At 68.1% G+C, this 24,035-nt stretch carries 20 protein-coding genes; 9 read left to right on the forward strand and 11 right to left on the reverse strand.

Annotated elements, in window-relative coordinates:
- Positions 1-29: 29 nt before the first annotated feature.
- Entirely contained in the window at positions 30-653 is a 624-nt protein-coding gene (locus IEW15_RS26430) for a TetR/AcrR family transcriptional regulator (RefSeq protein ID WP_188573915.1), read from the forward strand.
- Positions 654-674: 21 nt separating this feature from the next.
- Here IEW15_RS26430 and IEW15_RS00080 read toward each other — a convergent pair whose 3' ends face one another.
- Positions 675-1,241, reverse strand: coding sequence for an HD domain-containing protein (locus IEW15_RS00080; RefSeq protein ID WP_188573916.1), 567 nt, complete (start codon positions 1,239-1,241; stop codon positions 675-677).
- Positions 1,242-1,432: 191 nt separating this feature from the next.
- Positions 1,433-2,998 carry an acyl-CoA carboxylase subunit beta gene (locus tag IEW15_RS00085; RefSeq protein WP_188573917.1) on the reverse strand — a complete coding sequence of 522 codons (1,566 nt, stop codon included), beginning with the start codon at positions 2,996-2,998 and terminating at the stop codon, positions 1,433-1,435.
- 397 nt (positions 2,999-3,395) lie between these two features.
- Between IEW15_RS00085 and IEW15_RS00090 the strand changes: the two genes are divergently transcribed.
- The 6 genes from IEW15_RS00090 to glcF all read left to right on the forward strand — a co-directional run bounded on the left by IEW15_RS00090 (position 3,396) and on the right by glcF (position 10,909).
- Positions 3,396-5,165, forward strand: coding sequence for an AMP-binding protein (locus tag IEW15_RS00090; RefSeq protein ID WP_188573918.1), 1,770 nt, complete (start codon positions 3,396-3,398; stop codon positions 5,163-5,165).
- Between the two features lie 188 nt (positions 5,166-5,353).
- Complete coding sequence (locus tag IEW15_RS00095; RefSeq protein ID WP_188573919.1) at positions 5,354-6,322, forward strand: class I SAM-dependent methyltransferase; 969 nt, start codon at positions 5,354-5,356, stop codon at positions 6,320-6,322.
- 157 nt (positions 6,323-6,479) lie between these two features.
- Positions 6,480-6,605, forward strand: a complete 126-nt coding sequence (gene ykgO, locus IEW15_RS00100) for a type B 50S ribosomal protein L36 (RefSeq protein WP_188573920.1) — start codon at positions 6,480-6,482, stop codon at positions 6,603-6,605.
- Positions 6,606-6,823: 218 nt separating this feature from the next.
- Positions 6,824-8,311 carry an FAD-linked oxidase C-terminal domain-containing protein gene (locus IEW15_RS00105; RefSeq protein WP_188573921.1) on the forward strand — a complete coding sequence of 496 codons (1,488 nt, stop codon included), beginning with the start codon at positions 6,824-6,826 and terminating at the stop codon, positions 8,309-8,311.
- A gap of 4 nt (positions 8,312-8,315) precedes the next feature.
- Entirely contained in the window at positions 8,316-9,584 is a 1,269-nt protein-coding gene (gene glcE, locus IEW15_RS00110; protein WP_188573922.1) for a glycolate oxidase subunit GlcE, read from the forward strand.
- Positions 9,581-10,909: a glycolate oxidase subunit GlcF gene (gene glcF, locus IEW15_RS00115; RefSeq protein WP_188573923.1), complete on the forward strand. Its 1,329-nt coding sequence runs from the start codon at positions 9,581-9,583 to the stop codon at positions 10,907-10,909. Before glcE ends, glcF begins: the two co-directional genes overlap by 4 nt.
- A 24-nt stretch (positions 10,910-10,933) precedes the next feature.
- Here the strand turns inward: glcF and IEW15_RS00120 are convergent, their stop codons facing one another.
- From IEW15_RS00120 to IEW15_RS00150, 7 genes are all read right to left on the reverse strand, one after another.
- On the reverse strand, positions 10,934-11,071 hold the full coding sequence (locus IEW15_RS00120) for a hypothetical protein (protein ID WP_188573924.1): 138 nt from the start codon (positions 11,069-11,071) through the stop codon (positions 10,934-10,936).
- A gap of 178 nt (positions 11,072-11,249) precedes the next feature.
- Entirely contained in the window at positions 11,250-12,116 is an 867-nt protein-coding gene (locus IEW15_RS00125; protein WP_188573925.1) for a sulfotransferase domain-containing protein, read from the reverse strand.
- Positions 12,113-12,319, reverse strand: a complete 207-nt coding sequence (locus IEW15_RS00130; protein WP_188573926.1) for a hypothetical protein — start codon at positions 12,317-12,319, stop codon at positions 12,113-12,115. Before IEW15_RS00130 ends, IEW15_RS00125 begins: the two co-directional genes overlap by 4 nt.
- A gap of 347 nt (positions 12,320-12,666) precedes the next feature.
- Positions 12,667-13,026 (reverse strand): hypothetical protein, encoded by a 360-nt coding sequence (locus IEW15_RS00135; protein ID WP_188573927.1) that lies wholly within the window; start codon positions 13,024-13,026, stop codon positions 12,667-12,669.
- 4 nt (positions 13,027-13,030) lie between these two features.
- On the reverse strand, positions 13,031-14,833 hold the full coding sequence (gene ggt / locus IEW15_RS00140) for a gamma-glutamyltransferase (RefSeq protein WP_188573928.1): 1,803 nt from the start codon (positions 14,831-14,833) through the stop codon (positions 13,031-13,033).
- Between the two features lie 115 nt (positions 14,834-14,948).
- Positions 14,949-16,649 carry an L-lactate permease gene (locus IEW15_RS00145; protein WP_188573929.1) on the reverse strand — a complete coding sequence of 567 codons (1,701 nt, stop codon included), beginning with the start codon at positions 16,647-16,649 and terminating at the stop codon, positions 14,949-14,951.
- A gap of 87 nt (positions 16,650-16,736) precedes the next feature.
- Complete coding sequence (locus IEW15_RS00150) at positions 16,737-18,326, reverse strand: aminotransferase-like domain-containing protein (RefSeq protein ID WP_188573930.1); 1,590 nt, start codon at positions 18,324-18,326, stop codon at positions 16,737-16,739.
- Positions 18,327-18,512: 186 nt separating this feature from the next.
- Between IEW15_RS00150 and IEW15_RS00155 the strand changes: the two genes are divergently transcribed.
- A complete protein-coding gene (locus tag IEW15_RS00155) occupies positions 18,513-19,514 on the forward strand; it encodes a threonine dehydratase (protein WP_188573931.1) in 1,002 nt (333 codons plus the stop codon).
- A 23-nt stretch (positions 19,515-19,537) separates the two neighbouring features.
- On the opposite strand, the gene IEW15_RS00160 is transcribed toward IEW15_RS00155, so the two are convergent.
- Both IEW15_RS00160 and IEW15_RS00165 read right to left on the reverse strand, forming a co-directional pair.
- Positions 19,538-22,129 (reverse strand): EAL domain-containing protein, encoded by a 2,592-nt coding sequence (locus IEW15_RS00160; protein WP_229707707.1) that lies wholly within the window; start codon positions 22,127-22,129, stop codon positions 19,538-19,540.
- A 225-nt stretch (positions 22,130-22,354) separates the two neighbouring features.
- A complete protein-coding gene (locus tag IEW15_RS00165) occupies positions 22,355-23,551 on the reverse strand; it encodes a M20 aminoacylase family protein (protein WP_188573932.1) in 1,197 nt (398 codons plus the stop codon).
- Positions 23,552-23,775: 224 nt separating this feature from the next.
- Here IEW15_RS00165 and IEW15_RS00170 point away from each other — a divergent pair, with 224 nt between their 5' ends.
- Positions 23,776-23,943: a hypothetical protein gene (locus tag IEW15_RS00170; protein ID WP_188573933.1), complete on the forward strand. Its 168-nt coding sequence runs from the start codon at positions 23,776-23,778 to the stop codon at positions 23,941-23,943.
- Positions 23,944-24,035: the final 92 nt, after the last annotated feature.

The raw sequence follows: 24,035 nt of genomic DNA on the forward strand, positions 1-24,035 counted from the left end.
GCGCCGCAATCATTTATTTAGGGATCGCTATGAAAAATGCTCAGAGCCCGCCGGCCACCGGCCGCGCCGGTCGCGGCCGGCCGCGCGGCTTCGATCGCGACGCGGCCCTGGCCACAGCGATGCGGCTGTTCTGGGAACGCGGCTATGAGGGAACCTCGATCGCCGATCTGACCGCGGCCATGGGCATCACGCCGCCCAGCCTGTACGCCGCCTTCGGATCGAAGGAGGCCCTGTATCGCGAGGTGCTGGCGCTGTACCGCACTGGCCCCGGCCTGTTCACCATGGCGGCGCTGCAAGGCGAGCCCACCGCGCGTGGCGCGATCGCGCGCCTGCTGCGGGAAACCGCGCTTGCCTTCACCGATGGCAGCCATCCGGCCGGCTGCCTGATATCGACCGCCCTGGTCGCCGCGGCGCCCGACCATCAGGCGGTCGCGGCGGAAGCGGCACGCCTGCGCCGGGCCACGATCGAGGCCATCGCCGACCGCATCCGCCAGGGCATCGCCGCCGGTGAATATCCGGCCGGCACCGATGCCATGGCCCTGGCCCGGCTGTATGGCGCGGTCATCCAGGGCATGTCGGTTCAGGCTTGTGACGGGGCCGATGCGGCGGCGTTGCTGGCGATGGTCGATGCGGTGCTGGCGCCGGCATGGTGAACAGGCCGGGGCGGGCGCGGTTCAGCCGTCGATGCGGCGGCGGGTGTCTTCATCGACCAGCCGGCGCAGGCTGGCGAGCAGGGGATGGGCGTCGGTATAGCGGCGGCCATAGTCGAGATTGAAGCGGTGGTCGAAATCGGGGGCGTTGAGGCCCTGATTGTGCTGGATGATGGTCTCAAGCTTGTCGAGGCCCTTGACGATACGGGCCTCAGGCGAGGCGGCGGCATCATAGTCGTCCCACAGGGCCAGGAACTCGGCACGACGATCGGGATCGAGCGGTTCCAGCAGGGTGATCAGATCCTGGCGCTCGCGGTGGGCCTTGTCGTCGCCGGCGGTCTGATGAATGGCTGGAATGTCGCCGCTGATCGCCTCGCCCAGATCATGCACCAGACAGATCTTCAACAGCCGGGCCGGATCGATGCCCGGAAGGTCAGGGGCAAACAGCATCGCCATCAGGCACAGCCGCCAGGTGTGTTCCGCCGTGCTTTCATGGCGGCCGGTGGCGGTGTGGGAATTGCGCAGCACGTCTTTGAGCTTTTCGGTCTGCCGGATGAACTCCAGGCAGCCGCGCAGGTGGGATTGGTCCATGGGGCTCCGTATCCACTGAAGGGGAGCCCCGGATGCTGCCGGCTGCGCGGCAGGCATCATCCGGGGGTCGTGGATACAGTATATGGCGAGGCCAGGGCCAAACGTCGCGGGTTGACCTGCGGCCACATCCGCGAAAGTTCAGTGACGGCGGCTTTCCAGAGGCCGGGCCGTCAGGGCCGGAAGCCGGGCGGTCAGGGTCTGAAGCCGGCCGAACGGAAGCCGGGCTTGCGCAGCGGTGCCGCCAGATTGGCGAACTCCGTCAGCCGGGCACGGGTATCACGCGGGTCGATGATCTCCTCGATCGAGAACGCCTCGGCGCTGCGGAAGGGCGAGCGCACCCGTTCCAGCCGCTCGGTGATCTCGGCCATCAGCGCCTCGCGCCCGCCTTCGGGGTTCGCCGCCTCGGCCCTGTCGAGTTCGGCGCGATAGGCGACCTCGATGCCGCCTTCCATCGGCAGCGAGCCCCAGTCGCCCGACGGCCAGGCATAGCGGAAGCGGGCGCGGGTGTGGTTGGTCATCGCGGCGCCGGCGACGCCGAAGGCGCGCCGCACCACGATCGTGCACCACGGCACCCGGGCCTGATAGACAGCCGAGAGCGCGCGGGCGCCATGGCGGATGGTGGCGGTCTTCTCGGCATCCAGGCCGATCAGGAACCCTGGAATATCGACCAGATGCACCACCGGCAGATGGAAGGTATCGGCCAGATCGACGAAGCGCACCACCTTCTGTGCTGTATCGGCCGTCCAGCCGCCGCCATAGAAATACGGGTCGCTGGCCAGCACGGCCACCGGCCAGCCGTCGATCCGGGCCAGACCGGTCATCGCCGAGCGGCCGAACATCTTCCCCATCTCGAAGAAGCTGTCGGTATCGACCACCGAGCGGACGATGCGGCGCATGTCATAGACCCGGCGGCGTTCGCGCGGCACCGCCTTGATCAGCCAGTCGTCGCGGCGGGCGGGATCGTCCACCGGTTCCGTGCGCGGCGGTAATTCGTCGACCGAGGACGGCAGATAGGACAGGAATTTCCGGGTGCGGGCGAAAGCCTCTTCCTCGCTATCGACCACGTCGTCGATCGCGCCGGCCTTGGCGTGGATCATGGCCCCGCCCAGTTCCTCCTTGGTCAGGGTCTCGCCCGCCCGAGCCACGATGGCGGGGCCGGCGATGAACATCTGCGAGATGTCCTTCACCATCAGCGAATAATGGCTGGCGACGGTGCGCGCGGCACCGAGCCCGGCCACCGACCCCAGGGCCAGCGACACCACCGGCACGGTTGCCAGATTGGCGACCACGATGTCCCAGCCCGGATTGGCCGGAACATAGGTGTGGCCGATGCTCTCATACGACTTCACCGAACCGCCGCCGCCGGTGCCGTCGATCAGCCGGACCAGCGGCATCCGGTACTCATTGGCCATCTTCTCGCACTGGACCTGCTTTTCGAAGATGCCAGCATCGGCGGCGCCGCCGCGCACGGTGAAATCATCGCCGCCAACCATCACCGGGCGGGCATCGATGCGGCCGCGGCCATAGATGAAATTGGCCGGCGACAGGTCCAGCAGATTGCCATCGGCGTCATAGCTGCCGCGGCCGCTGACCGAGCCGATTTCGTTGAAACTGCCCTGGTCGAGCAGGCTTGCCACCCGTTCGCGCACCGTCAGCTTGCCATTGGCGTGGTGGCGGGCGACCTTGTCGGCACCGCCCATCTGGCCGGCCATCTGCTGGCGGCGGCGCAGTTCCTCGATCTCGGGTTCCCAGCTCATCTTCGCGTATGCCTCCATCGTCCCGCAGGGCTGGCGGCGGGCCACCGGGGGAGGGCGCCCTGGCCATGCTCCAGACGGAATCATTCTTGTTTCGCCCGAATTATGAGCGATGGTTTCAGCGCAATCAAATAAACGTTTGAATTACGCCGGGGGCGATGGTTCACTTGTCCTGCGCGCGGTGCGATCTGCCACCGAGGGTCCGGGTGTGGGGGCGATGTGTCTGGCACATCCCACCGCATTCGCCAGGAGATGACGGACAGCCGCTGCGCGGGAGCCGAAACGCCCACAGGAACCCTCTGGCGCGGATGCGTGTTCGGGTGTGTGTGGCGTGCTTTGCCATTGGCGGTGGTATGATGCCGCCGTCGACAAGACTCGATTGCCGTCCCCGGAGGCCCTGATGCCCACGTCCACCGCTGCTGAAGCCCAAGCCGTTCAGACCGGCCCCGTTCAGACCAGCTTCGCGGATGAAGACGCCTATCTCGCCCATGTCGCGGCCCTGCGTGCCGCCCGCTGGCCGGAAGGCCTGCCCCGCACGGCGCAGTATCCGCTGGGCGAGATCCCGATCAGCGACTATCTGACCCGGCGTGCCCAGGCCAACCCGGACAAGCCGGCGATCAATTTCTATGGCCGGGTGCTGAGTTTCGGCGATCTGGACCGGCTGTCCGATCGTTTCGCCGCCCATCTGGCGACGCTGGGCTTCAAGCCCGGCGACCGGGTGGCGGTGTTCCTGCCCAACTGCCCGCAATTCCTGATCGCGTTCTACGGCATCCTGAAGGCCGGCTGCATCCATGTGCCGGTCAACCCGATGTTCAAGGAACTGGAGCTGGCCTATGAGCTGAACGACACCGCCGCAAGGTTGATCGTGGTGCTGGACCAGTTGTATCCGCTGGTCGAGGCGGTGCGCGGCAGGACGTCGCTGGAACGAGTGTATGTCACGTCCTTTGCCGATATGGCGCCGGATGGCGAACCGCTGCTGCCGCCGCCCGCGGGCCTGTTCGCGGCCCCCCGCGACTGCCCCGGCGCCGATGGCCGGCTGATCGAGGTGCTGGACGCCGAAACCGGCCGCAGGCCCGATCATGTGGCGAAGCTGGATGACTGGGCGGCGATTAATTATACCGGCGGCACCACCGGTATGCCCAAGGGCTGCATCCACACCCAGCGCGACATGGTCTATACTTCGGCCGCATCGGCCAGCTTCGTGTCACCGGGCGACGAGACCGACGTGCTGCTGAACTTCCTGCCGGTGTTCTGGATCGCGGGCGAGAATCTGGGCGTGCTGCTGCCGGTGTTCACCGGATCGACCATGGTGCTGCTGGCGCGCTGGGATGGCGAGGCGGTGCTGGCGGCGATCGAGCGCTGCAAGGTCAGCCGCGCCTCGATGATCATGGACAACATCGTCGAGCTGATGGACCGGCCGGATATCGCCACGCGCGATCTGTCGTCGCTGAAATCGACCACCACCATCTCGTTTGTGAAGAAGCTGAACCCCGAATTCCGCCGCCGCTGGCGCGACCTCACCGGGCTGGTGCTGCGCGAGACGTCCTATGGCATGACCGAGACCCATACCTCCGACACCTTCACCACCGGCATGCAGACCGATGACTATGATCTGAAATCGGCGCCGGTGTTCTGCGGCTTCCCGGTGCCGGGCACCGAGATCAAGATCTGCGATTTCGAGACCGGCGTCCTGAAGGATCTGGGGGTCGAGGGCGAAGTGCTGATCCGCGGTCCGTCGCTGCTGAAGGGCTATCTGAACAAGCCGCAGGCGACGGCCGACAGCCTGGTCGCCGGCGGCTGGCTGCGCACCGGCGATATCGGTGTGGTCGAGCCCGATGGCAGCTTCCGCTATCTGGGCCGGCGCAAGGAGATGCTGAAGGTCAAGGGCATGAGCGTGTTCCCGTCCGAGATCGAGACCCTGCTGGGCCAGCATCCGGCGATTGCCGGCAGCGCCGTGATCGGCCGTCCCGATGCCGACAAAGGCGAGGTGCCGGTGGCCTTCGTGCGCCTGGATCCGGACCGTGCCGAGGGCATTACCGCCGATGTGCTGGACGCCTGGTGCCGCAAATCCATGGCGATCTACAAGGTGCCGGAGTTCCGGATCGTCGAGACCCTGCCGATGACGGCGACCGGCAAGGTCAAGAAGGAGGAACTGGCCGCACAGTTGTAGCCTTCAAGGCAGGGATGGCCGGTCACCGGCCATGATCGCCGCGTTTGCAGGTGGCGGCGCACATGTTCTTGTGCGATGGAAGGGCGGTCCGCGATTGAGTGGACCGCCCTTCGGCGTCTATGCTGTCGGTGCCGCCAGGGATGGTGGCCGGGACGGGGCAGATGACAGGCACGGAGACCCAGTGACGCATGGCGCGACGATCAGCGCGGCGGAAGCCCTCACGGCCCGGATTGCGGCAACGCTTCCTCGGCTGGTGGCAAAAGCGCAATCAACCGGTCCTGGCTTTGCCCGCCCCGACCCCGGTACTGCCGATCCTTGACCTGGTCAATCTGGTCGATCCGCCACCGGACGACAATTCGGTGGTCGGCAAGCGCAGCAAGGGGCCGCTCTGGACCACCGACCGGATCACGGTTGCCGAGCATCTGTGGGGCGAGGGCTTCATTCAGCCGGGCGGCCCCGAACTGGTCGACGAGCTGATCCGGCCGCTGGGGCTCGACAGTTCGATGCAGGTGCTGGATCTGGGCGCGGGCCTTGGCGGCGTGCCGCGTGCGATCGTGGCCCAGACCAATGCCTGGGTGACGGGGTATGAGCCCGATCCGCTGCTGGCCGAGCGGGGCAACGACTATTCTAACCGGGCTGGACTTGGCCGCAAGGCACCGGTGCAGCACTTCGATGCGGTTGAAAGCAAGCTGAAGCCCAATGCCTATGACGCGGTGATCAGCCGCGAGGCCCTGTTCGTGCTGCCCGACAAGCCCAAGCTGATCCGCGATCTGGCCGGCGCCTTGAAGCCGTCATCGGGCCAGTTGCTGTTCACCGACTATATGCTGCCGAAGTCCGGCTATGTCATTCCGGACCTGCGGCTGTGGGCCGGGGTGGAGCCGGTGACGCCTCAGCCGTGGAGCCTCGACGACGCCATGGAGGCGATGGAGGCGCTGAAGCTGGATGTTCGGATCCGCGACGACATCAGCGAGCTGATGCACCGGCTGATCCGGCGTGGCTGGGCGGATTTCGCCCGCCGGCTTGAGGGCGGCAACATGACCCGCGGCTTCCGACGCGCCCTGTTGAAAGAGATTGAGATGTGGGCCTGCCGCGCCACGTTGATCGAGCGCGGCCATCTGAAGGTCTATCGCGTCTATGCCAGGCGGGTCGGGCGCTGACCGTCCTGCCCGCGCGTGGCATCGCCACCATCATGCGATCAAGGGCGGTTCCGCGTTGACAGGGCAGGGGGCCGTCGATATCCTCCGCCCACTTTTCGCCTGAGGAGGAGCCCGGGGCAGTGCCCAAGGGCGCGTGAACCCGCGAGGAACCAGACCGATGAAGGTGATCAACTCCCTGAAGAGCGCCAAGAAGCGCGACAAGAACTGCCGCGTCGTGCGCCGCAAGGGCCGCGTTTTCGTCATCAACAAGTCCAACCCGCGCATGAAGTGCCGCCAGGGCTGATCCGTCTTTCGGATCTGCCGGCACTGCGCCGGACTTGTGATGACGCCGCCGCACATCATGTGTGGCGGGCGTGATCGAACAAAACGGCCGCGATCTTCGGATCGCGGCCGTTTTGCGTTCCGGTTGTTTTGCGTGTCAGCCGGGTGACGGGCGCCTATATTGATGCACCTGATGCCTGATGCAGCGTGCGTATGCGCGCCCTTGAGGAGACGGCACCGATGCATATGCCAGCCCCCGATGCGGCCTCTCTTGCCCAGCGCGAGGATCTGATCGCCGAACTGACGGCGCTGCTGGGACCGGCGGCGGTGATCGCCGATCAGACCGGGCTGGAGGCATACGAGAATGATGGCCTGACCGCCTATGCCCAGAAGCCGATGGTGGCGGTGCTGCCGGCCGATACCGCCCAGGTGGCGGCGGTGATGCGGATCTGCGGCCGCCGCGGCATCCGGGTGGTGCCACGCGGCGCCGGCACCTCGCTGTCGGGCGGGGCGCTGCCCCTGGCCGACGGGGTGCTGCTGGGGCTGGGGCGGTTCAACCGGATCCTCGACATCGATCTGGACAACCGCTGCGCGGTGGTTCAGCCCGGCGTGCCCAATCTGGCGATCACCACCGCCGTCGCCGCCCATGGGCTGTATTACGCGCCCGACCCGTCCAGCCAGATCGCCTGTTCGATCGGCGGCAATGTCGCCGAGAATGCCGGCGGCGTGCACTGCCTGAAATACGGTGTCACCACCAACAATATTCTGGGGCTGGAGGTGGTGCTGATCGATGGCAGCGTGGTGCGGCTGGGCGGCCGGCATATGGATGCCGGCGGCTATGACCTGATGGGCGTGCTGACCGGATCGGAAGGGCTACTGGGGGTGGTGACCGAGGTGACGGTGCGCCTGCTGCCCCGGCCTGAGACGGTGCGTGCCCTGCTGATCGGTTTTCCGGCTGTGGCCGATGCCGGCGCCTGTGTCGCCCGGATCATCGGCGCCGGCATCGTGCCGGCGGGGCTTGAGATGATGGATCGCGACGCGATCCACGCGGCGGAAGCCTTCTGCGATGCCGGCTATCCGCTGGATGTCGAGGCGCTGCTGATCGCCGAACTGGATGGACCGGGGCCTGAGGTCGAGGCGCTGATCGCGCGGGTGGCCGGCATCGCCCGCGACTGCGGCGCCAGCACATTGCGGGAGAGCGGGAGTGAGGCTGAACGCCAGCGGTTCTGGGCTGGTCGCAAGGCGGCCTTCCCGGCGGTGGGGCGCATCTCGCCCGATTATTACTGCATGGATGGCACCATCCCGCGCGGCCGGCTGCCAGAGATGCTGGAGATCATCGCCGGGCTGACCCGGACCTATGGGCTGCGCTGCGCCAATGTGTTTCATGCCGGCGACGGCAATCTGCATCCGCTGATCCTGTATGATGCCAATGCGGCGGGCGAACTCGACCGGGCGGAGGCGTTCGGGGCCGAAATCCTGAAGGCCTGTGTGCGTCTGGGCGGCGTGCTGACCGGCGAGCATGGCGTAGGCATCGAGAAGCGCGATCTGATGGGCGAGATGTTCGACGCGGCCGATCTGGCCCATCAGCAGCGGCTGAAATGCGCCTTCGACCCCGATGGCCTGCTGAACCCGGGCAAAGTGTTCCCGACCCTGCATCGCTGCGCGGAACTGGGCCGGATGCATGTCCACAAGGGCCAGTTGCCCCATGCCCATCTGCCGAGGTTCTGAGCCCATGGAGACCGGATGCGCGCATTTGCGGCCCGATGACGAGGCCGGGCTTCTGGCGATGGTGATCGACGCCGTGAAGACGGGACGGCCGATGGCCATCCATGCCGGCGGCAGCAAGGCCGGATTCGGCCGGCCGGTCGTGGCGCCGGCCATGCTGGATCTGTCGGGACTGGCCGGCATCATCGATTATCAGCCCGAGGAACTGATGCTGACATTGAGGCCGGGGACACCGCTGGCCGAGGTGGAGGCGCTGCTGGCGGCACGGGGCCAGATGCTGGCCTTCGAGCCGCCGGGCCTCGCGGCCCTGTGCGGGGCCGATGATGGCGCCGGGGCGACCATCGGCGGCACGGTGGCGGCCGGCATGGCCGGGCCACGGCGGATCCGCGCCGGCGGCGCCCGCGATCATCTGCTGGGCTTCAGCGCGATCAGCGGCCGCGCCGAGCGGTTCAAGGCCGGCGCCAAGGTGGTGAAGAACGTCACCGGTTACGATCTGCCCAAGCTGATCGCCGGCAGTTTCGGCACGCTGGCGCTGATGACCGAACTGACCCTGAAGGTGCTGCCGGCGCCTGAGGATATTGTGACGCTGGTGGTGCCGGCGCCGGCCGATACCGCGGTTACCGCCATGACCCGCCTGCAGATCGGACCGCTTGAGCCGACCGGGTTGGCCTGGCTGCCGGCGGCGCTGGCGGGTGATCTGACAGAGGCGGCGGAGGGCGTGTTGCTGATCCGCTTCGAGGGGCCGGACGGGGCGCTGGCCGACCGGATCGCGCGCGCGGGCGATGCCGGGATCGGGGCCGCCGGCACCAGAGTTCTGGCGGCCGGGGCCACCCGTCCGCTGTGGCGGCGCATCGCCGAGGTGGCCGGGATTCTGAACCCGCAGGCGGGTGAGGCGGTGTGGCGGCTGTCGGTGCCGCCGGCATCGGGGGCGCGGGTACTGGCGGCGGCGCTGGCGTGTGATGACGCGCGCGGCTTCATTGATTGGGGTGGCGGGTTGGTCTGGGTGGCCCTGCCCGAAGGCACCGGCGGCGATGGCGGTGCCGGGCATCTGCGGCAGGCGGTCGCGGCGCAGGGCGGTGGCCATGCCACGCTGCTGCGCGGGTCCGATATCCTGCGCCGGCGGGTGGCGGTGTTCGAGCCTGAGCCGCCTGTGCTTGCGCGGTTGAGCGAGCGGGTGCGCGCGGGCTTCGACCCGCATGGCCTGTTCAACCCGGGGCGGATGCGGGCCTCCGATATCGGTGCCGATATCAGCGCGGCGAATGGGGGGCAGCCATGAAGACCAGTTTTTCCGCCGCACAACTGGCCGATCCGGCAACCGCCGAGGCAGAGGCCATCCTGCGGCGCTGTGTGCATTGCGGCTTCTGTACCGCGACCTGCCCGACGTTTCTTGAACTGGGCGACGAACGCGACAGTCCGCGCGGCCGGATCTATATGATGAAGGGCATGCTGGAACGCGGCGAGCCGGCCAATGCCGATATCGTCCGGCATGTCGACCGCTGCCTTGGCTGCTTCGCCTGCATGACCACCTGCCCGTCGGGGGTGGATTACATGCACCTGTCCGATCTGGCGCGGGTGCGGATCGCCGACACCTACACCCGGCCGCTGCCGGAACGGCTGCTGCGCGGCCTGCTGGCACGGTTGCTGCCCTATCCGCGCCGCTTTCGCGCCGCGCTGATCGGCGGCGCCATCGCCCGCCGGCTGGGGCTGGATCTGCTGGTCGCGGGCCTGCGCCCGGAGTTGACCGCGATGATGGCGCTGATGCCCGATACCGTGCCGCCCCCCGCCGACACCGACCGGCCGCAGATCTGGCCGGCCCTGGGTGAACGCCGGGGCCGGGTGGCGCTGCTGGCGGGCTGCGCCCAGCAGGTGCTGGCGCCGGGGATCAACGCCGCCGCCATCCGGGTGCTGACCCGCCATGGTATCGAGGTGGTGGTGGCACGGGACGCCGGTTGCTGCGGCGCGCTGGTACAGCATATGGGGCTGGTCGATCGGGCGCGCGATCAGGCGCGGCGCAATGTCTCGGCCTGGGCGCGGCTTGCCGATGACGCATCCGCCGGCGGGCTGGACGCGATCGTGGTCACGACATCAGGCTGCGGCACGCCGATCAAGGATTACGGCCATCTTCTGGCCGGCGACGGCCATTACGCCGACCGGGCCGCGCGGATCGCATCACTGACCCGCGACATCACCGAGGTGCTGGCGGGGCTGGAGCTTGTGCCTCAGCGCCAGATGCCGGCGGATATGCCGGTCGCCTATCATGCCGCCTGTTCATTGCAGCACGGCCAGAAGATCCGCGACGTGCCGAAAGAGGTGCTGAAACGCCTGGGCATCACCCCGCGTGAGCCGATGGAGCCGCATATCTGCTGCGGATCGGCCGGCACCTACAACATGCTGCAACCGGAACTGGCCGGGCGCCTGGGCGCGCGCAAGGCCGACAACCTGCGCCGTACCGGTGCCACGGTGGTGGCGGCCGGCAATCTGGGCTGCCTCACCCAGATCGCCAACCATATGCCCGAAGCCTGCTTCGTTCATACGGTGGAGCTGGCCGACTGGCTGACCGGCGGGCCGGTGCCTGATGTTCTGGCCGGCCGTGTGGCCTGATCGGCCGGCTGACCTGGAGACGGATCAGGAGTATGCGGTCTTGCCGTCACTGCTGGGCGTGCTGCCAACGGCAGTCTCGGACATTGCCTTGCTGGTGAGGCGGGGCTTCCGCCAGCATGCGCGGGTCTTGCCGGTGTCGCGGGGCAGCTTGACGTGGGTCATCTGGATGGCCTCCATGGGATCGATTGCATATGCGGCGTCAATCTTCCGCTGCCGTGGTCGGGCGCTTCCAGGCCGACGCCGTGATTGCAGGTGATAACGACCGTAACCCAAAATCGCCGCCGAGCGCAGTCGCAAAACACGTGCCCTGTCCGTGGCGGCTCGTTCGACGGCCGATCGATCACAGATAGCCGAAACGGGTCATGACGGCACCGTGGCGGGCCTCGATCCGCGCCACCTGGGACGGGCTCAATTCGCCACGCCAAGCCTGCGCGCGGCCACGTCTGAAGAACCGCTGGTCGGGCGCCACAGCGTTGGCAAAGCCGGTCCTGTCCTCGGCTGCCTGCAGGCGGTCAAAGCGGGTGCCGCGTACCGTGCCCTCGACGGTTGCCGCATCGGCCGGCCAGTTGAGGAAGGCAGCGGCCCGGCCGAAGGCGTCATGGGGATCGGCGAGCATGTCCTCATAGCGCAGCACCATGCAGGGGACACCCCGCGCCGTGGTCCAGCTTTCGACATGATCCGCCCAGGGCCCGAGGGGCTGGCGCAACTGGGTATACATGGTGGTACCACCGGCATCGAGAGCGGCGTCGGCCTTGGCCATCAGCGCAATCGCCGCATCGATATCGATCCGCCAGTGATAGGCGTTGGAAATCGCCAGGTCGCGCGGGTCGCGAACCAGATAGATGATGCCGCGTGTGTGTTCATTGGGAAACACCGGCCGGCCGTCGGGCGTGCATGTCCAGGCCTCGTGCGTGCGGCGCAGCTGGGGCTGGGGCGACAGCGCTGCCTGCCGGGCGAAGGCCGCCGGACGCAGCATCGATATCTCGTCCTCGGTCAGTGCCGCGCTGTCCAGGCCGAGGCTGCGATCGAAGATCGACCGGTTGCTGGCCATGGTCATCCAACCCTGGTCGAGCACCTGGAACTCGGGCGTGGCCCCCTGGTGCCGCAGGCTCCACAGCGCCAGCCGCAGCCAGGTGCTGCCGGATTTCGGATAGGCGACGACCCAGACGAAGCCGGGTCCATCCGTGACATGCGGATGCGCCGTCATGACGCGCGCCGATCCGACATCATGGCCTCGATCCGGTCGGCGATGATCACGGGCGCCGACCAGTCGCGACGGTGATGCAGCACGAACACGGAGACCTGCCCGAGCAGGGTAGAGAGCGCGGCGAATATCTGCTGCGGCTGGCGCAGGATCCGGCCTTCCTGCAATTGCCGGATGCTGGTTTCCAGGGCGGTGAAGGCCGCCATGCCGCGAACGGGCGTCAGGTCCAGAGGCGGGCCGGCATGGGTCTGATACAGATGGAAGATCGCGGCGAGCGGCAGGGACGCCCCGGTCTGCCCTGATGGCCCGGTCTACTCTGATGGATAGTGTCGGTCGCGTGGCAGGCCGGTGCGCAGCCGCCGGGCCGGGCGTGCGGTCGCCGGCCTGCCCCGTCAGGCGGGCGGCGGCATCTTCACGCAGGGTCAGCCCCGGGATGCCGGGAAGCACCAGAGCTCTTGTGCCGGAGGCCGGTCGGGGCCCTGTCGATATCGCCAACACCCCATCGGCGACAAGGCGGTGACCGCGGCTTATCAGTTCTGCGGCAACCATGGATTTACCGGCGCCCGGATACCCCGGTGACAAGCACGGCCCGGCCGCCGATATCGACCGCGGATGCCGAAAACGGCAGCAGCCCCCGGCGATGACAGAGCTGGCCGGGCAGCATGTCGGCGAGAAGGATCTGACGGGCGGCGGCGACATCCGTCGCACCGGCGAGGTTCAAGGTCACCCTGCGGCCGGCGGCGTCCAGATGGCAGGCGCCGCCGATCGGGCTGGCGATCCGGATCGACAGATCATCCTCGATCCGGATCAGCGGCCCCTGATCGCGTGGCGCGGCCGATGGGGGTGCCGGCAGGTCGCCGTGGCGGATGTCGACATGCAGGGCGGGGCTGGTCGGCATGTCGGGATCTGTCATCAACTCAGTCACCGGCGGCGATGCCTTCGCGGCGCGGGTCCGATCCGCCGGTCAGGCTGCCATCGGCGTTGATGCGGATCAGGTTCAGGCCGCTGGTCATCTCGGCCGTGGCGGTGTCGTCGCCGATCAGGGTCAGGGCGGGGATCAGCGCCTCGGCCGCGGTGCCGGCCTCGATCTCGGTGGGGCCGTTGCGGTTCAGGACATGCGGCTGTTCCGCCGCCGCCTGCGGGTCCAGCCCGTGGTCGATCATCGCGGTCAGTGCGCCGGTGACATAGCCGATGATCCGGCTGCCACCGGGCGACCCGGCGACGATCGCCGGGCGCTGGTCGCCGTCATAGACGATGGTGGGGGCCATGGAACTGCGCGGCCGCTTGCCGGGCTCGACCCGGTTGATCACCGGTCGGCCATCGATCTCGGGCCGGAACGAGAAATCGGTGAGCTGATTGTTGAGCAGGAAACCGCGCACGAACACGCCCGATCCAAAGGCGCCCTCGATGCTGGTGGTCATCGACAGCACATTGCCGCTGCCGTCGACGATCGAGATGTGCGAGGTGCCGTTCTCGTGGCGGCCGGGGTCGGCGGCCATCGCCAGTGAGCGGGCGCCGGGCGGCATGCCCGATGGCGCCGGCACATCCATCGCCCGCCCGGCTTCGATGCTGTGGGCGCGGGCGTCCAGATAGACCGGATTGAGCAGCCCCGCGGTTGGCACGTCGACCATATCCGGGTCTGCCACCCAGCGGTCGCGGTCGGCGAAGGCGAGCTTCGAGGCCTCGGCCAGCAGGGTGACGTTGGGCAGGGCGAGCGGCCCCTTGTCGGCCTGCAATGGCAGGCGGTCCAACAGCCCCAGGATCTGGCCGACCGCAAGCCCGCCCGAGGATGGCGGCCCCATGCCGCAGACCCTGTGCTGATGATAGGGCACGCAGACCGGGCTGCGCTCGATCACCTGATAGGCGGCAAGATCGCCTTCCGCGATGCGCCCGGGATTGTCGGCCCGGCCTGCGGCGGCGGCGACGATATCGGCACCCACCGGCCCGCCATAGACGGCGGCACGGCCCTGGTCGCGCATCAGCCGCAGGGTTTCGGCAAAGGCCGGGTTGGGCAGCAGCATGCCGGCCGTGGCCGGCGTACCGCCGGGATAGAAATGGGCGGTCGCGGCGGCATCGGCGCGCAGCGATGCCGAATAACGCGGGTCGGCGAGCAGGCCGGCCAGCCGTGGCGAGACCGGCACACCCGCTTCGGCCAGCGCGATCGCCGGCGCGAACAGTCGGGCGAGCGGCAGGCGGCCATATGTCTCATGCAGCGCGTGGATCAGGGCCGGCACGCCGGGCACGCCGACCGATCGCCCGCCGGGCACGGCCGCGCGGAAGCTCATCGGTTCGCCATCGGGGCCGAGGAACAGGTCCGGGCCGGCGGTGGCCGGGGCGGTCTCGCGCGCGTCCAGAGTGGTAAGGCGGCCGGTCATCGCATCGTGATAGAGCACGAAGGCGCCACCGCCGATGCCGCTGGATTGCGGCTCCAGCAGGTTCAGCATCAGTTGCACGGTGATGGCGGCATCGGCGGCACTGCCGCCTTCGGCCAGGACCGCGCGCCCCGCCTGGACCGCCAGCGGATGGGCGGCCACAACCATGGTGCGGGTGGTGACGACCGGCGCGCGGGCGGCGGCACGGCCGGTCGCGGCTTCCGGCGCGGCACGGCCGTCGGTCATCGACGGCGCCCCGCCGGGCGCCGGCTGCGCCATGGCGGCCGTGGCGACGAACAGGGCGGCGATCGCGCCGGCAGCGGCTGATCGGCGGAGGCGGGCAAGCATGATCCGGGCTTTCATGGCCGGCCGCTGCGGGATGGCGCAGCCGGGGGCAGAGGGCTTGTCGGCCTTATCATGCCATCGCTGCCACGGCCTCGTCAGCCCCGCCGCGCGATGCCGGTCAGCCGGTGGCACCGACCAGCGGATCGCCGAGCCCCAGACCATGGAACCCCAGCAGCAGTAGAACGCCGGTCAGCAGCACATAATAGATCGTCGGCAGAATGGTGATCCTGAGTGTCGAGCCTTCACGGCCCAGCAGGCCGACGGTGGCGGATGCCGCAACCACGTTGTGGATGGCGATCATGTTGCCGGCGGCGGCCCCCACCGACTGGCCGGCCACCATCAGCGCGCCCGACAGGCCCAGCAGTTCGGCAACGCTGAACTGAAACTGGCTGAGCATCAGGTTCGACACCGTGTTCGATCCGGCGAGGAAGGCGCCAAGGGCGCCGACGGCGGGTGCGAACAGCGGATAGACATGGCCCATGCTGTCGGCGACGAAACGCGCCATGGTGACCGGCATGCTGGCCAGATCATTGGCATTGACGCCCGAATTGATCATCACCCGCACCATCGGCACGGTGAAGATCAGCACAAAGCCGGCGCCGGCGAGGGTGCCGGCGCTGTCGCGGACCGCGCGGCCGAAATCGCCCATCGCCATCCGGTGCAGGACGAGCGTCGCCAGGCAGACGATGACCAGAATGCCGCCCGGCAGATAAAGCAGCGCGAAATCGCCGTTGATACCGGTCTCGCCCAGGATGCCACGGGCGGCGAAGGTCACCGATTTGAGCGCATCGCCAACCGCGGGCACCGTGCGGCTGACCACCAGGATGATCGCGAGCAGGACATAGGGTGCCCAGGCCAGGGCCACCGGAATCCGGCGGGCGGTGATCTGGTCGAGCCGGATCTCGATCCGGCCGATCCAGCCCTCGGGCCATTCGGCGGGCGGGGCGAAATCCCAGCGGTCGCGCGGGATCAGAAAGCCTGCGCGGGCCGCCATCGCCACCACGGCCAGCCCGGCCAGCCCCCCCAGCAGCGACGGGAATTCGGCGCCCAGGAACACGCCGGCCAGCATATAGGGAATGGTGAAGGCAAAGGCCGCGAAGATCGCGAAGGGCAGGATCGAGAGGCCTTCGGTCCATGACCTGTTGCGGCCGAAGAAGCGGGTCATCACCATGATCAGGAACAGCGGCATCAGCGTGCCGCAGATCGCATGCAGGATCGCCACTTCCGAGGTGATCAGCCGGAAGAAGTCCTCCCAGCCCGACCCTTCGGCCAGCAGGCGCGCATCCAGTGCCGCCCGGTCGAGCCCGGTCTGGACGCCGACGATCAGCGGCGTGCCCACCGCGCCGAACGAGACCGGCGTCGACTGGATCATCATGCCGAAGACCACCGCCGCCGCGGCCGGAAAGCCCACCGCCACCATCAAGGGGGCCGCCACGGCGGCCGGCGTGCCGAAGCCTGATGCGCCCTCGATGAACGATCCGAACAGCCAGGCGATCAGGATCACCTGAACCCGCCGGTCGGGGCTGATGGCGGCGAAACCCGAGCGGATCGCGGCGATGCCGCCGGAATATTTCAGCGTGTTGAGCAGCAGGATCGCGTCGAAGATGATCCAGAGCAGGCCGGCGGTCTGGATCAGCCCCTGAAGGGTGGAGGCGATCACCCGGTTGACGCTGACCCCCCACAACCCAAGGGCGATGGCGATGGTGAGGATATAGACGATCGGCATGGCGCGGCGCGCGGGCCAGCGCAGACCGATCAGCATCACCCCCGCCACCAGGATCGGCAGGAAGGCGAGCAGGGCCTGGATACCTGTTGTCACGGCGGACACCCTGTGGCTGAGATTGCAACGTGATGGTGCAGAAAATCTCAACCAATATGACTTTTATTTTCAGGGTCTGCCAGCGTATCACGCGATAGGACGGGTGCGACCATGGGGCTCGCGGGCGCCGAGCAGGGCGGCCAGCCGGTCGAGCGCCTGCAGGAACACCGCGTCATCCGGCGCGGCGGCCAGCGAGATCCGCGCCGCCACCGGCACCGGTGTGGGTGCGACCGTGAAGGCGCGGGCCGGTGCCACCCTGACGCCGGCGGCTTCGGCCGCATCGGCGAAACGATCGGGATCCCAGTCGTCCGGCAGCCTGATCCAGGCCTGCGCGCATGCCCGGTCCCGGGTCATGTCCAGCCCGGGCAGCCGCCGGGCCAGAAGCTCGCGGCGGCGGATATTGGCCGCGCGCGCCGATGCGGTCAGGCTGGCGGCCATGCCGTCGGCGATCCAGCGGCTGACGACCTCGGCCCCCAGCGGCGGCGCCATCCAGGCCGAGGCCCAGAGTGCCGCCGAGATGCGGTCGTCGAGCGATGCAGGCGCCGCCAGCCAGCCGGTGCGCAAGCCCGGCCCCAGCACCTTCGACGGGCTGCCGATCAGCACTGTGCTGTCGGGAATCAGGGCCGCCACCGGCGCTGGCAGAGCGCCGGGAAGCCCGAGAGGCGCATGAACGTCGTCTTCGATCAGCAGCAGGCCGCGGTTGGTCACGACCTGTGCCAGCATCGCACGCCGGGCCGGCGACATGATGGCGCCGGTCGGGTTGTGCAGGCTGGGCTGCAGGATCGCGGCGCGCAGCCGGCCATCTTCCGCGGCCATCCGGTCCAGCGCCGCCGGGTCGGCGCCCTCGGCATCGATCGGCAGCGGCTTCAGCCGCACCCCACGAAACCGGACCGCGGCCAGGATCGACGGATTGGCCAGGCACTCCACCGCAATGCTGTCGCCTGGGGCCGCCACCGCCGCCAGGGCCACCACCAGCGCATGCTGCGCGCCGGCCGTCACCGTCAGCCGCTCCGGATCGGGCAGCCAGCCGCCGCGGCCCAGCCATTGCCGGCCGGCCGCCCGGTGGCGGGCGGCACCCCGCGCCGGCTGATAGGCCAGCAGGCTGGCCAGAAGACCATCGGACCCGGCCATCGCGGTCAGTGTCCGGGCGAGTGCCGCCGCCGCCGCGGGGTCGGCCGGCTGGGCCAATGACAGGTCGATCGGGGACAGGTCGATCGGGGACAGGTCGATCGGGGACAAGTCGATCGGGCCGGCGGCGCCCTCGGCATGCGCATCGGCCGCCATCGACATCCGGCCATCCTCGCCGGCGGCGGCGCGCGGCTGCGGCCGTCGGCGGGAGCCCGCGTCGCGCGTGGCCGGCTCCAGCCGGGGGGCGATCACGCCGTCATCGGCGCGGCGCCGGCGCCCGACCCGGGTGCCACGGCCGGTTTCGGCGGTGATCAGCCCGCGTGCCGACAAATCCGCATAGGCGCGGGTGACGGTGGCGATGGCGGTATCCAGCGTCCAGGCCAGCCGGCGCTGGGGCGGCAGCGACGCCCCCGGCGCCAGCCGCGCCGCCGCGATATCGGCGGCAATCGCATCGGCCAGCGCGCGATAGACAGCACCACCGCGCGCGGCGGCAACAGCGGCGCGCCAGGTGTCGAGCAGTGCCTGCGGCACATCCCCTGTGACGGTCATGAGCGCCCCGTGATCATTACTCCGCTTCCCCGTTCAATCTTGCCCTCAGGACAATCGCCGCGTTGACCGCAGGCCCGCAAAGGCGTGTCCTGATATCGCGACAATGTCGCATATAATCATCTGATACAGAACAGATATAACCGCTATTGTCCTAAGGACAATAGCGGTCTGGCGGGAGCAGGACACATGGCACGGATCGGGGCACAGGCCGGCGCAGAGATCGCAGCACTGGACGCAGCGGCACGGATCGTGGGTGAGGCGATGGCGCCGACCCCGCAATATGCCTGGCCCTTGCTGAGCGCAAGGCTGGGTGTGGAGACCTGGGTCAAGCACGACAACCACAGCCCCGTCGGCGCCTTCAAGCTGCGCGGGGCCTTGGTGCATGTCGCGCGGCTGGTGGCAGTGCTGCCGGAGCTGACCGGTCTGGTCGCCGCGACCCGTGGCAATCACGGTCAGGCCGTCGCTTTCGCGGCCCGGCGCCACGGTCTTGCCGCCACCATCGTGGTGCCGCTGGGCAACAGCCCCGATAAGAACGCGGCGATGCGGGCATTGGGTGCCGCGGTCGTGGAGCATGGCGTCGACTATCAGGCGGCGCGGGATCATGCGGCGGCGCTGATCGCCGAGGCAGGCGGGCGGGCGGCCCTGGTGCCGCCGGTGTCGCCCGATATCGCCGATGGCGCCGCCACCCAGGCGCTGGAACTGTTCCGTGCGGCGCCGGCGCTGGACCGGCTGTATGTGGCGGTCGGCATGGGCTCGGGGATTTGCGGTGCCGTGCGGGCCCGCGATGCGCTTGGGCTTCAGACCCGGATCATCGGTGTGGTGGCCGAAGGCGCCCCGGCCTATGCGCTGTCATTCGCGGCCGGACGACGGATCACCACCGACACGGCCACGACCTTTGCCGACGGCATCGCCTGCCGGGCGCCGGACCCGTTCGCGCTCGACATCATTGCGCGTGGTGTCGACCGGTTCGTGACGGTGCCGGAGCAACAGATCGTCGCGGCCGTGCGGGCCTTTCATGACGATACCCATAACCTGGCCGAGGGCGCCGGCGCCGCGGCCCTGGCCGGTGCGATGGCCGATGCCGCCGCAGGGCGGCTTGCCGGCTGCGGGCGGATCGGCGTGGTGCTGTCGGGCGGCAATATCGATGCAGCACTCTATGCGCAGCTGATTGCCGCCCAGGCGGCATGATCGGGGGCGCATGATCCCGGCGTTCAGGCCTCGGCAATGCCCTGATCGTCTGTGGCCGCCCCGCGCTGGCGTTCAATCAACCAGTCCTCGAATACCTGTGGCGGCAGCGGCCGGCTGATGACATAGCCCTGGGCGATGTCGCACCCCCAGACGTTCAGCAGGTGCAGGCTGTCGAGGGTTTCCACCCCCTCGGCAACCACGCTCAGACTGAGGCTGTGGCTCATGTCGATGGTGGAACGCACGATCACCGCATCGTCACTGGTCTCGCTCAGATCCCGGATGAACGACTGGTCGATCTTCAATTCCTGCACCGGCAGCCGTTTCAGATGGGCGAGCGATGAATAGCCGGTGCCGAAATCGTCGACCGACAGCACCACGCCACAGGCTCTCAGCGCGTTCAGCACGACCAGCGCATGTGCCGGATCGGTCATCACCGCGCTTTCGGTGATCTCCAGCGTCAACTGACCGGCCCCCACGCCATGCCGCTTCAGCAATTGGCCGACATAGGGCACCAGATCGGCATCCTGCAGGTCCAGCGCCGAAATATTGACCGACAGCCCGATGGCGAAACCGCGGCCGGCCCAGATTTCCAACTGCCGGGTGGCCTCGGCCAGCACCCAGTGGGTCAGGCTGCGGGTGCTGCCGGTGTGTTCGGCGAGTGGGATGAATTCGGCTGGCGAGACCATGCCATACAGCGGGTGCTGCCAGCGCAGCAGGGCTTCGGCCGCCACCACCTGCCCGGTCCGGATATCGATCTTGGGTTGATAATGTAGCCGGAACTGACCCTCGTCGGCGGCGTGGCGAAGATCGCGGATCAGGCTGATCCGGCGACGATAGGCATCGTCGCGCCCCTGCTGATAGATTTGCAGCCGTCCCGGCATGCGCGCGGCATCCTGAACCGCGATCGCGGCCCGCCTGAACAGATCGTCCGATGTCCGGCCATCTGCGGGGAAGGCGGCGATGCCGATCCGGCAATCGACCGAGATGTCACTGCCGGCCACTTGAAACGGTGCCGCCAGCAGCCTCTGAACCTGGTCGGCAAGCGGTACCGCCCCATCACTGTCGGCGCCGGGCAGCAGGATGGCGAATTCGTCGGCCAGCAAGCGTGCCGCCAGACCTTGCGGCCCGCAGGCGATCTCCAGCCGGCGGGCCAGTTGCCGAAGCACGGCATCGCCCCCGGCATGGCCCAGGCTTTCGTTCACGGTGCGGAAATTATCCAATGCCAGATGCAGCAGGGCAATCGGCCGGCCGCGATCGATCGCGGCGTTCAGCCGCTCTTCCGCGTGGAGCCGGTTGGGCAGCGCGGTCAATTCATCATGGCGGGCCGCATGGGCGGCGCGACGTTCAATCTCGGCCATGTCGCGGCGGGCGGCTTCGGCCTGACGTTCAGCCGCGAAGCGACGCTCGCGTTGCTGGTTCATGGAATCGGCCAGACCATAAGCCAGCAGCATCAGTTCGACCGAGGCGCCGACCAGCAGCGGCCAGACCGCAAGCCCTCGATTGGGAATGATGCCACCCAATTGCAGGTAATAGAGCGTCACCGCGATGATCAGCGCCAGAAAGGCCGGGACGGTGAACCGTGCCTCGCGCACGCCGCGGATCAGCAGCCGGACATTGAGCAGATAGACCGCCACGATCAGAAACAGCCCGACCAGTGTCCAGATCACCGTCGTCAAGTAATGGCCGAACGCGGCCGGCACCATGCCGGCCAGACTGAGCAGGATCAACCCGCGCAGGCCATCACGGGTGATCCAGGATACATATCGGTGCAAGCGGACATAGCGCATCACGAACACGCTGCCGGATACGAAGGCCAGGATGACCGCTGATACCGTCACCACGTTGTGGAAGATGGGACTGCCCGGCCACAGATACTGAAAGGTGAAGCCGCGGAAACTGGCGCTGGCCAGCAGGAAGGCCAGCAGATGCACGACATACAGCCCGATCTGCGTCTGGTGCGTCGAGATGAACAGCAGCAGGTTGAACACCGCCAGCGAGACCAGCCCGCCGTGGAACAGCGACAGCAGCAGGCCCTCGCGGGTGCTGGCGGCAAAGAAGCTGGACACGTCGTACAGCCGCAACGGCATCATCGCGAACAGGCCGTCATGGCTGTCGAGACGCAGATAGATCTCGCGCGTCTCGCCGGCCGGCACCCACAGCGGCAATGTCAGGTCGCGATGCGCCAGCAGCCGGCTGTCGAAGGCCAGCCGGTCGCCGGTGTGGTTTTCCAGCAGCAGCCGGCCGTCGGGTTCAAGGACATACCAGCTGGTATAATCCTGTTGGGCGGTGCCCAGGTCGATGACGCTGCGGACGGTGGCGCTGGTGGGGTTGACCAGCGAGAAGCGCACCCACCACACCGACCCGGATAGGGGAAGTGTGACGGTGTCGCCGTCGATCGCCCGCCAGCCATCGGTGGCGGCGCGGGCCTCGGTAACGGTCATCCGGCGCAGCGGGTCTTCAAGGATCTGGGCTACCGGTGCGATCCGCATGCCGGATTCATGGCCGGTGACGGCGAGCCCGGGCGGTGGATCGGCATGTGCCGGTGTGCCGGAAGCCACTCCGGCAAGCCCCAGCCCCGCCAGCCCCAGCCCCGTAAGCCAGAAGCCGATCACCATGACGATTGTCAGGATCCGTCGGGCGCCGCGGTGCCTCGACGGGGGATTGCTGCGTTGGCTGATCGGGCGCGCAGATACAACGCGATCAGCGGATCCGGTGGGGGGCATGCAGTTCCGGTCCGGAATCACACGGGCGGCCCGGCTTTGGGCTCGGGTCTGTGAGGGGCGTTCACAATCATACGCGTGAGATTGTGAACAAAGCACCCCCCAACCATCATTGTTACGTCATCCTTGAAGTGATGCTTCCGCAACCCCCACCCACAGGGCGGCTGCATCGCCCAGTATGTGATCGTTGAAGTCGTAGCCGGGGTTGTGGATCATGCAGGCGGTGGGACCAGTGCCGTCGCCATTGCCGACGACCAGATAGCAGCCGGGCACGGCCTCCAGCATGAAGGCGAAATCCTCGCTGCCCATGGCGGCATCCGCGATGTCGTGCACCCGCGCCTGACCGAACATCCGGCAGGCCGCGTCGCGGGCAAAGGCGGTGGCCGCGGGATCGTTGATCACGGCGGGATATCCCGCATGGACCTCCAACGTTGCCGATGCGCCGCAACTGGCGGCCTGGGCCTCGGCGACCTCGTGGATGCGGCGGATCACCAGACGGCGCGTGTCGGGGTCGGTGGTGCGGATGCTCAGCTGCAGCACCGCCTCGTCCGGAATGACGTTGGCGGCGGTGCCGGCATGGAAACTGCCGACCGTGATCACTGCCGGGCGGGCCGCCGGCACATTGCGCGCCACGATGCCCTGCAGGGCCATGACGATGGCGGCGCCGGCCACGATCGGGTCGATGGCGGTGTCGGGAAAAGCGCCGTGGCCGCCCTTGCCGCGGATGGTGATGACGATGTCGTCATTCGCAGCCGTCAGTGGACCCGGCCTGAAGCCGAACACGCCGGTCGGCAGCCCCGGCATGTTGTGCAGCCCGAAGATCCGGTCGACCGGCAGGATCTGGAACAGCCCGTCCTCGATCATCCGGCGGGCGCCGCCGCCATGTTCCTCGGCCGGCTGAAAGATCACCCGCAACGTGCCGTCGAACCGGCGCCGTTCAGCCAGGCAGCGCGCCGCCGCCAGCAGTATAGCGGTGTGGCCGTCATGGCCGCAGGCATGCATCCGGCCATCATGGATGCTGGCATAGTCGAGCCCGGTGGTCTCAAGGATCGGCAGGGCATCCATATCCGCGCGGATGCCGACCGATGCCGGCCCGTCGCCAAGGCGCAGGGTGCCGACCACGCCGGTACCGGCCAGACCCTGATGCACCTCATATCCCCAGCCGGTCAGCCTGTCGGCCACCAGTGCCGCGGTGTCGTGTTCCTGAAAGGACAGTTCAGGATGGCGGTGCAGATGGTGGCGCAGGCTGATCATCTCGGGCAGCCAGGCCTCGATATGCGATCGGATGTCGGCGTCGACGGCGGCGGAAACTGGCATTCTGCAACCTCGGGTTTTTGGGGGCACTGCCAGCATACCGCGTCAGCTGCATCAGCGGAGACTCAAAATCGCGTGACGAAACAAATGGCAAGCGCACTGGCGCCGAGCAGGGGGCGCAACTCTAAATTCAATGGCAGCGAGAATTTATGCACTAATACGCGTGACTCCAATTTAACCTTTGGTAGAATAAAACCGTTTCGATAACCCCCGAAAAGGGCAACGCCATGGCCGACAATATGGTCGAAGTGAAGGACGCCGTCGCCAAGCTGGGGCTTGATGCGAAGGAGCCCGACATCGCGCTCCGCACTGGGCTGACCGGTGGCCGGACATTCCTGGTCCAGGTCCGTCCGGCCACCCAGGAGAAGCCGGTGCTGATCGCCGTGCACCTCTGATCCCAGGCGTGCGCACCATGCCGGTCCGTCGGGCCGGCACGGTGCGCACGGTCCGCCCGGACACCATGCCGCCCATCCCCCAAACATCCGAT

Origin of the sequence: Tistrella bauzanensis (assembly GCF_014636235.1) — a bacterium.
GTDB classification, from domain to species: domain Bacteria; phylum Pseudomonadota; class Alphaproteobacteria; order Tistrellales; family Tistrellaceae; genus Tistrella; species Tistrella bauzanensis.

What these genes read in the sequence shown, in the direction of transcription:
- IEW15_RS26430 (WP_188573915.1), top strand. Translation starts at nt 30, where the DNA reads ATGAAAAATGCTCAGAGCCCGCCGGCCACCGGCCGCGCCGGTCGCGGC.
- IEW15_RS00080 (WP_188573916.1), bottom strand. Translation starts at nt 1,241, where the DNA reads ATGGACCAATCCCACCTGCGCGGCTGCCTGGAGTTCATCCGGCAGACC.
- IEW15_RS00085 (WP_188573917.1), bottom strand. Translation starts at nt 2,998, where the DNA reads ATGAGCTGGGAACCCGAGATCGAGGAACTGCGCCGCCGCCAGCAGATG.
- IEW15_RS00090 (WP_188573918.1), top strand. Translation starts at nt 3,396, where the DNA reads ATGCCCACGTCCACCGCTGCTGAAGCCCAAGCCGTTCAGACCGGCCCC.
- IEW15_RS00095 (WP_188573919.1), top strand. Translation starts at nt 5,354, where the DNA reads ATGGCGCGACGATCAGCGCGGCGGAAGCCCTCACGGCCCGGATTGCGG.
- ykgO (WP_188573920.1), top strand. Translation starts at nt 6,480, where the DNA reads ATGAAGGTGATCAACTCCCTGAAGAGCGCCAAGAAGCGCGACAAGAAC.
- IEW15_RS00105 (WP_188573921.1), top strand. Translation starts at nt 6,824, where the DNA reads ATGCATATGCCAGCCCCCGATGCGGCCTCTCTTGCCCAGCGCGAGGAT.
- glcE (WP_188573922.1), top strand. Translation starts at nt 8,316, where the DNA reads ATGGAGACCGGATGCGCGCATTTGCGGCCCGATGACGAGGCCGGGCTT.
- glcF (WP_188573923.1), top strand. Translation starts at nt 9,581, where the DNA reads ATGAAGACCAGTTTTTCCGCCGCACAACTGGCCGATCCGGCAACCGCC.
- IEW15_RS00120 (WP_188573924.1), bottom strand. Translation starts at nt 11,071, where the DNA reads ATGACCCACGTCAAGCTGCCCCGCGACACCGGCAAGACCCGCGCATGC.
- IEW15_RS00125 (WP_188573925.1), bottom strand. Translation starts at nt 12,116, where the DNA reads ATGACGGCGCATCCGCATGTCACGGATGGACCCGGCTTCGTCTGGGTC.
- IEW15_RS00130 (WP_188573926.1), bottom strand. Translation starts at nt 12,319, where the DNA reads ATGGCGGCCTTCACCGCCCTGGAAACCAGCATCCGGCAATTGCAGGAA.
- IEW15_RS00135 (WP_188573927.1), bottom strand. Translation starts at nt 13,026, where the DNA reads ATGACAGATCCCGACATGCCGACCAGCCCCGCCCTGCATGTCGACATC.
- ggt (WP_188573928.1), bottom strand. Translation starts at nt 14,833, where the DNA reads ATGCTTGCCCGCCTCCGCCGATCAGCCGCTGCCGGCGCGATCGCCGCC.
- IEW15_RS00150 (WP_188573930.1), bottom strand. Translation starts at nt 18,326, where the DNA reads ATGACCGTCACAGGGGATGTGCCGCAGGCACTGCTCGACACCTGGCGC.
- IEW15_RS00155 (WP_188573931.1), top strand. Translation starts at nt 18,513, where the DNA reads ATGGCACGGATCGGGGCACAGGCCGGCGCAGAGATCGCAGCACTGGAC.
- IEW15_RS00160 (WP_229707707.1), bottom strand. Translation starts at nt 22,129, where the DNA reads ATGGTGATCGGCTTCTGGCTTACGGGGCTGGGGCTGGCGGGGCTGGGG.
- IEW15_RS00165 (WP_188573932.1), bottom strand. Translation starts at nt 23,551, where the DNA reads ATGCCAGTTTCCGCCGCCGTCGACGCCGACATCCGATCGCATATCGAG.
- IEW15_RS00170 (WP_188573933.1), top strand. Translation starts at nt 23,776, where the DNA reads ATGGCCGACAATATGGTCGAAGTGAAGGACGCCGTCGCCAAGCTGGGG.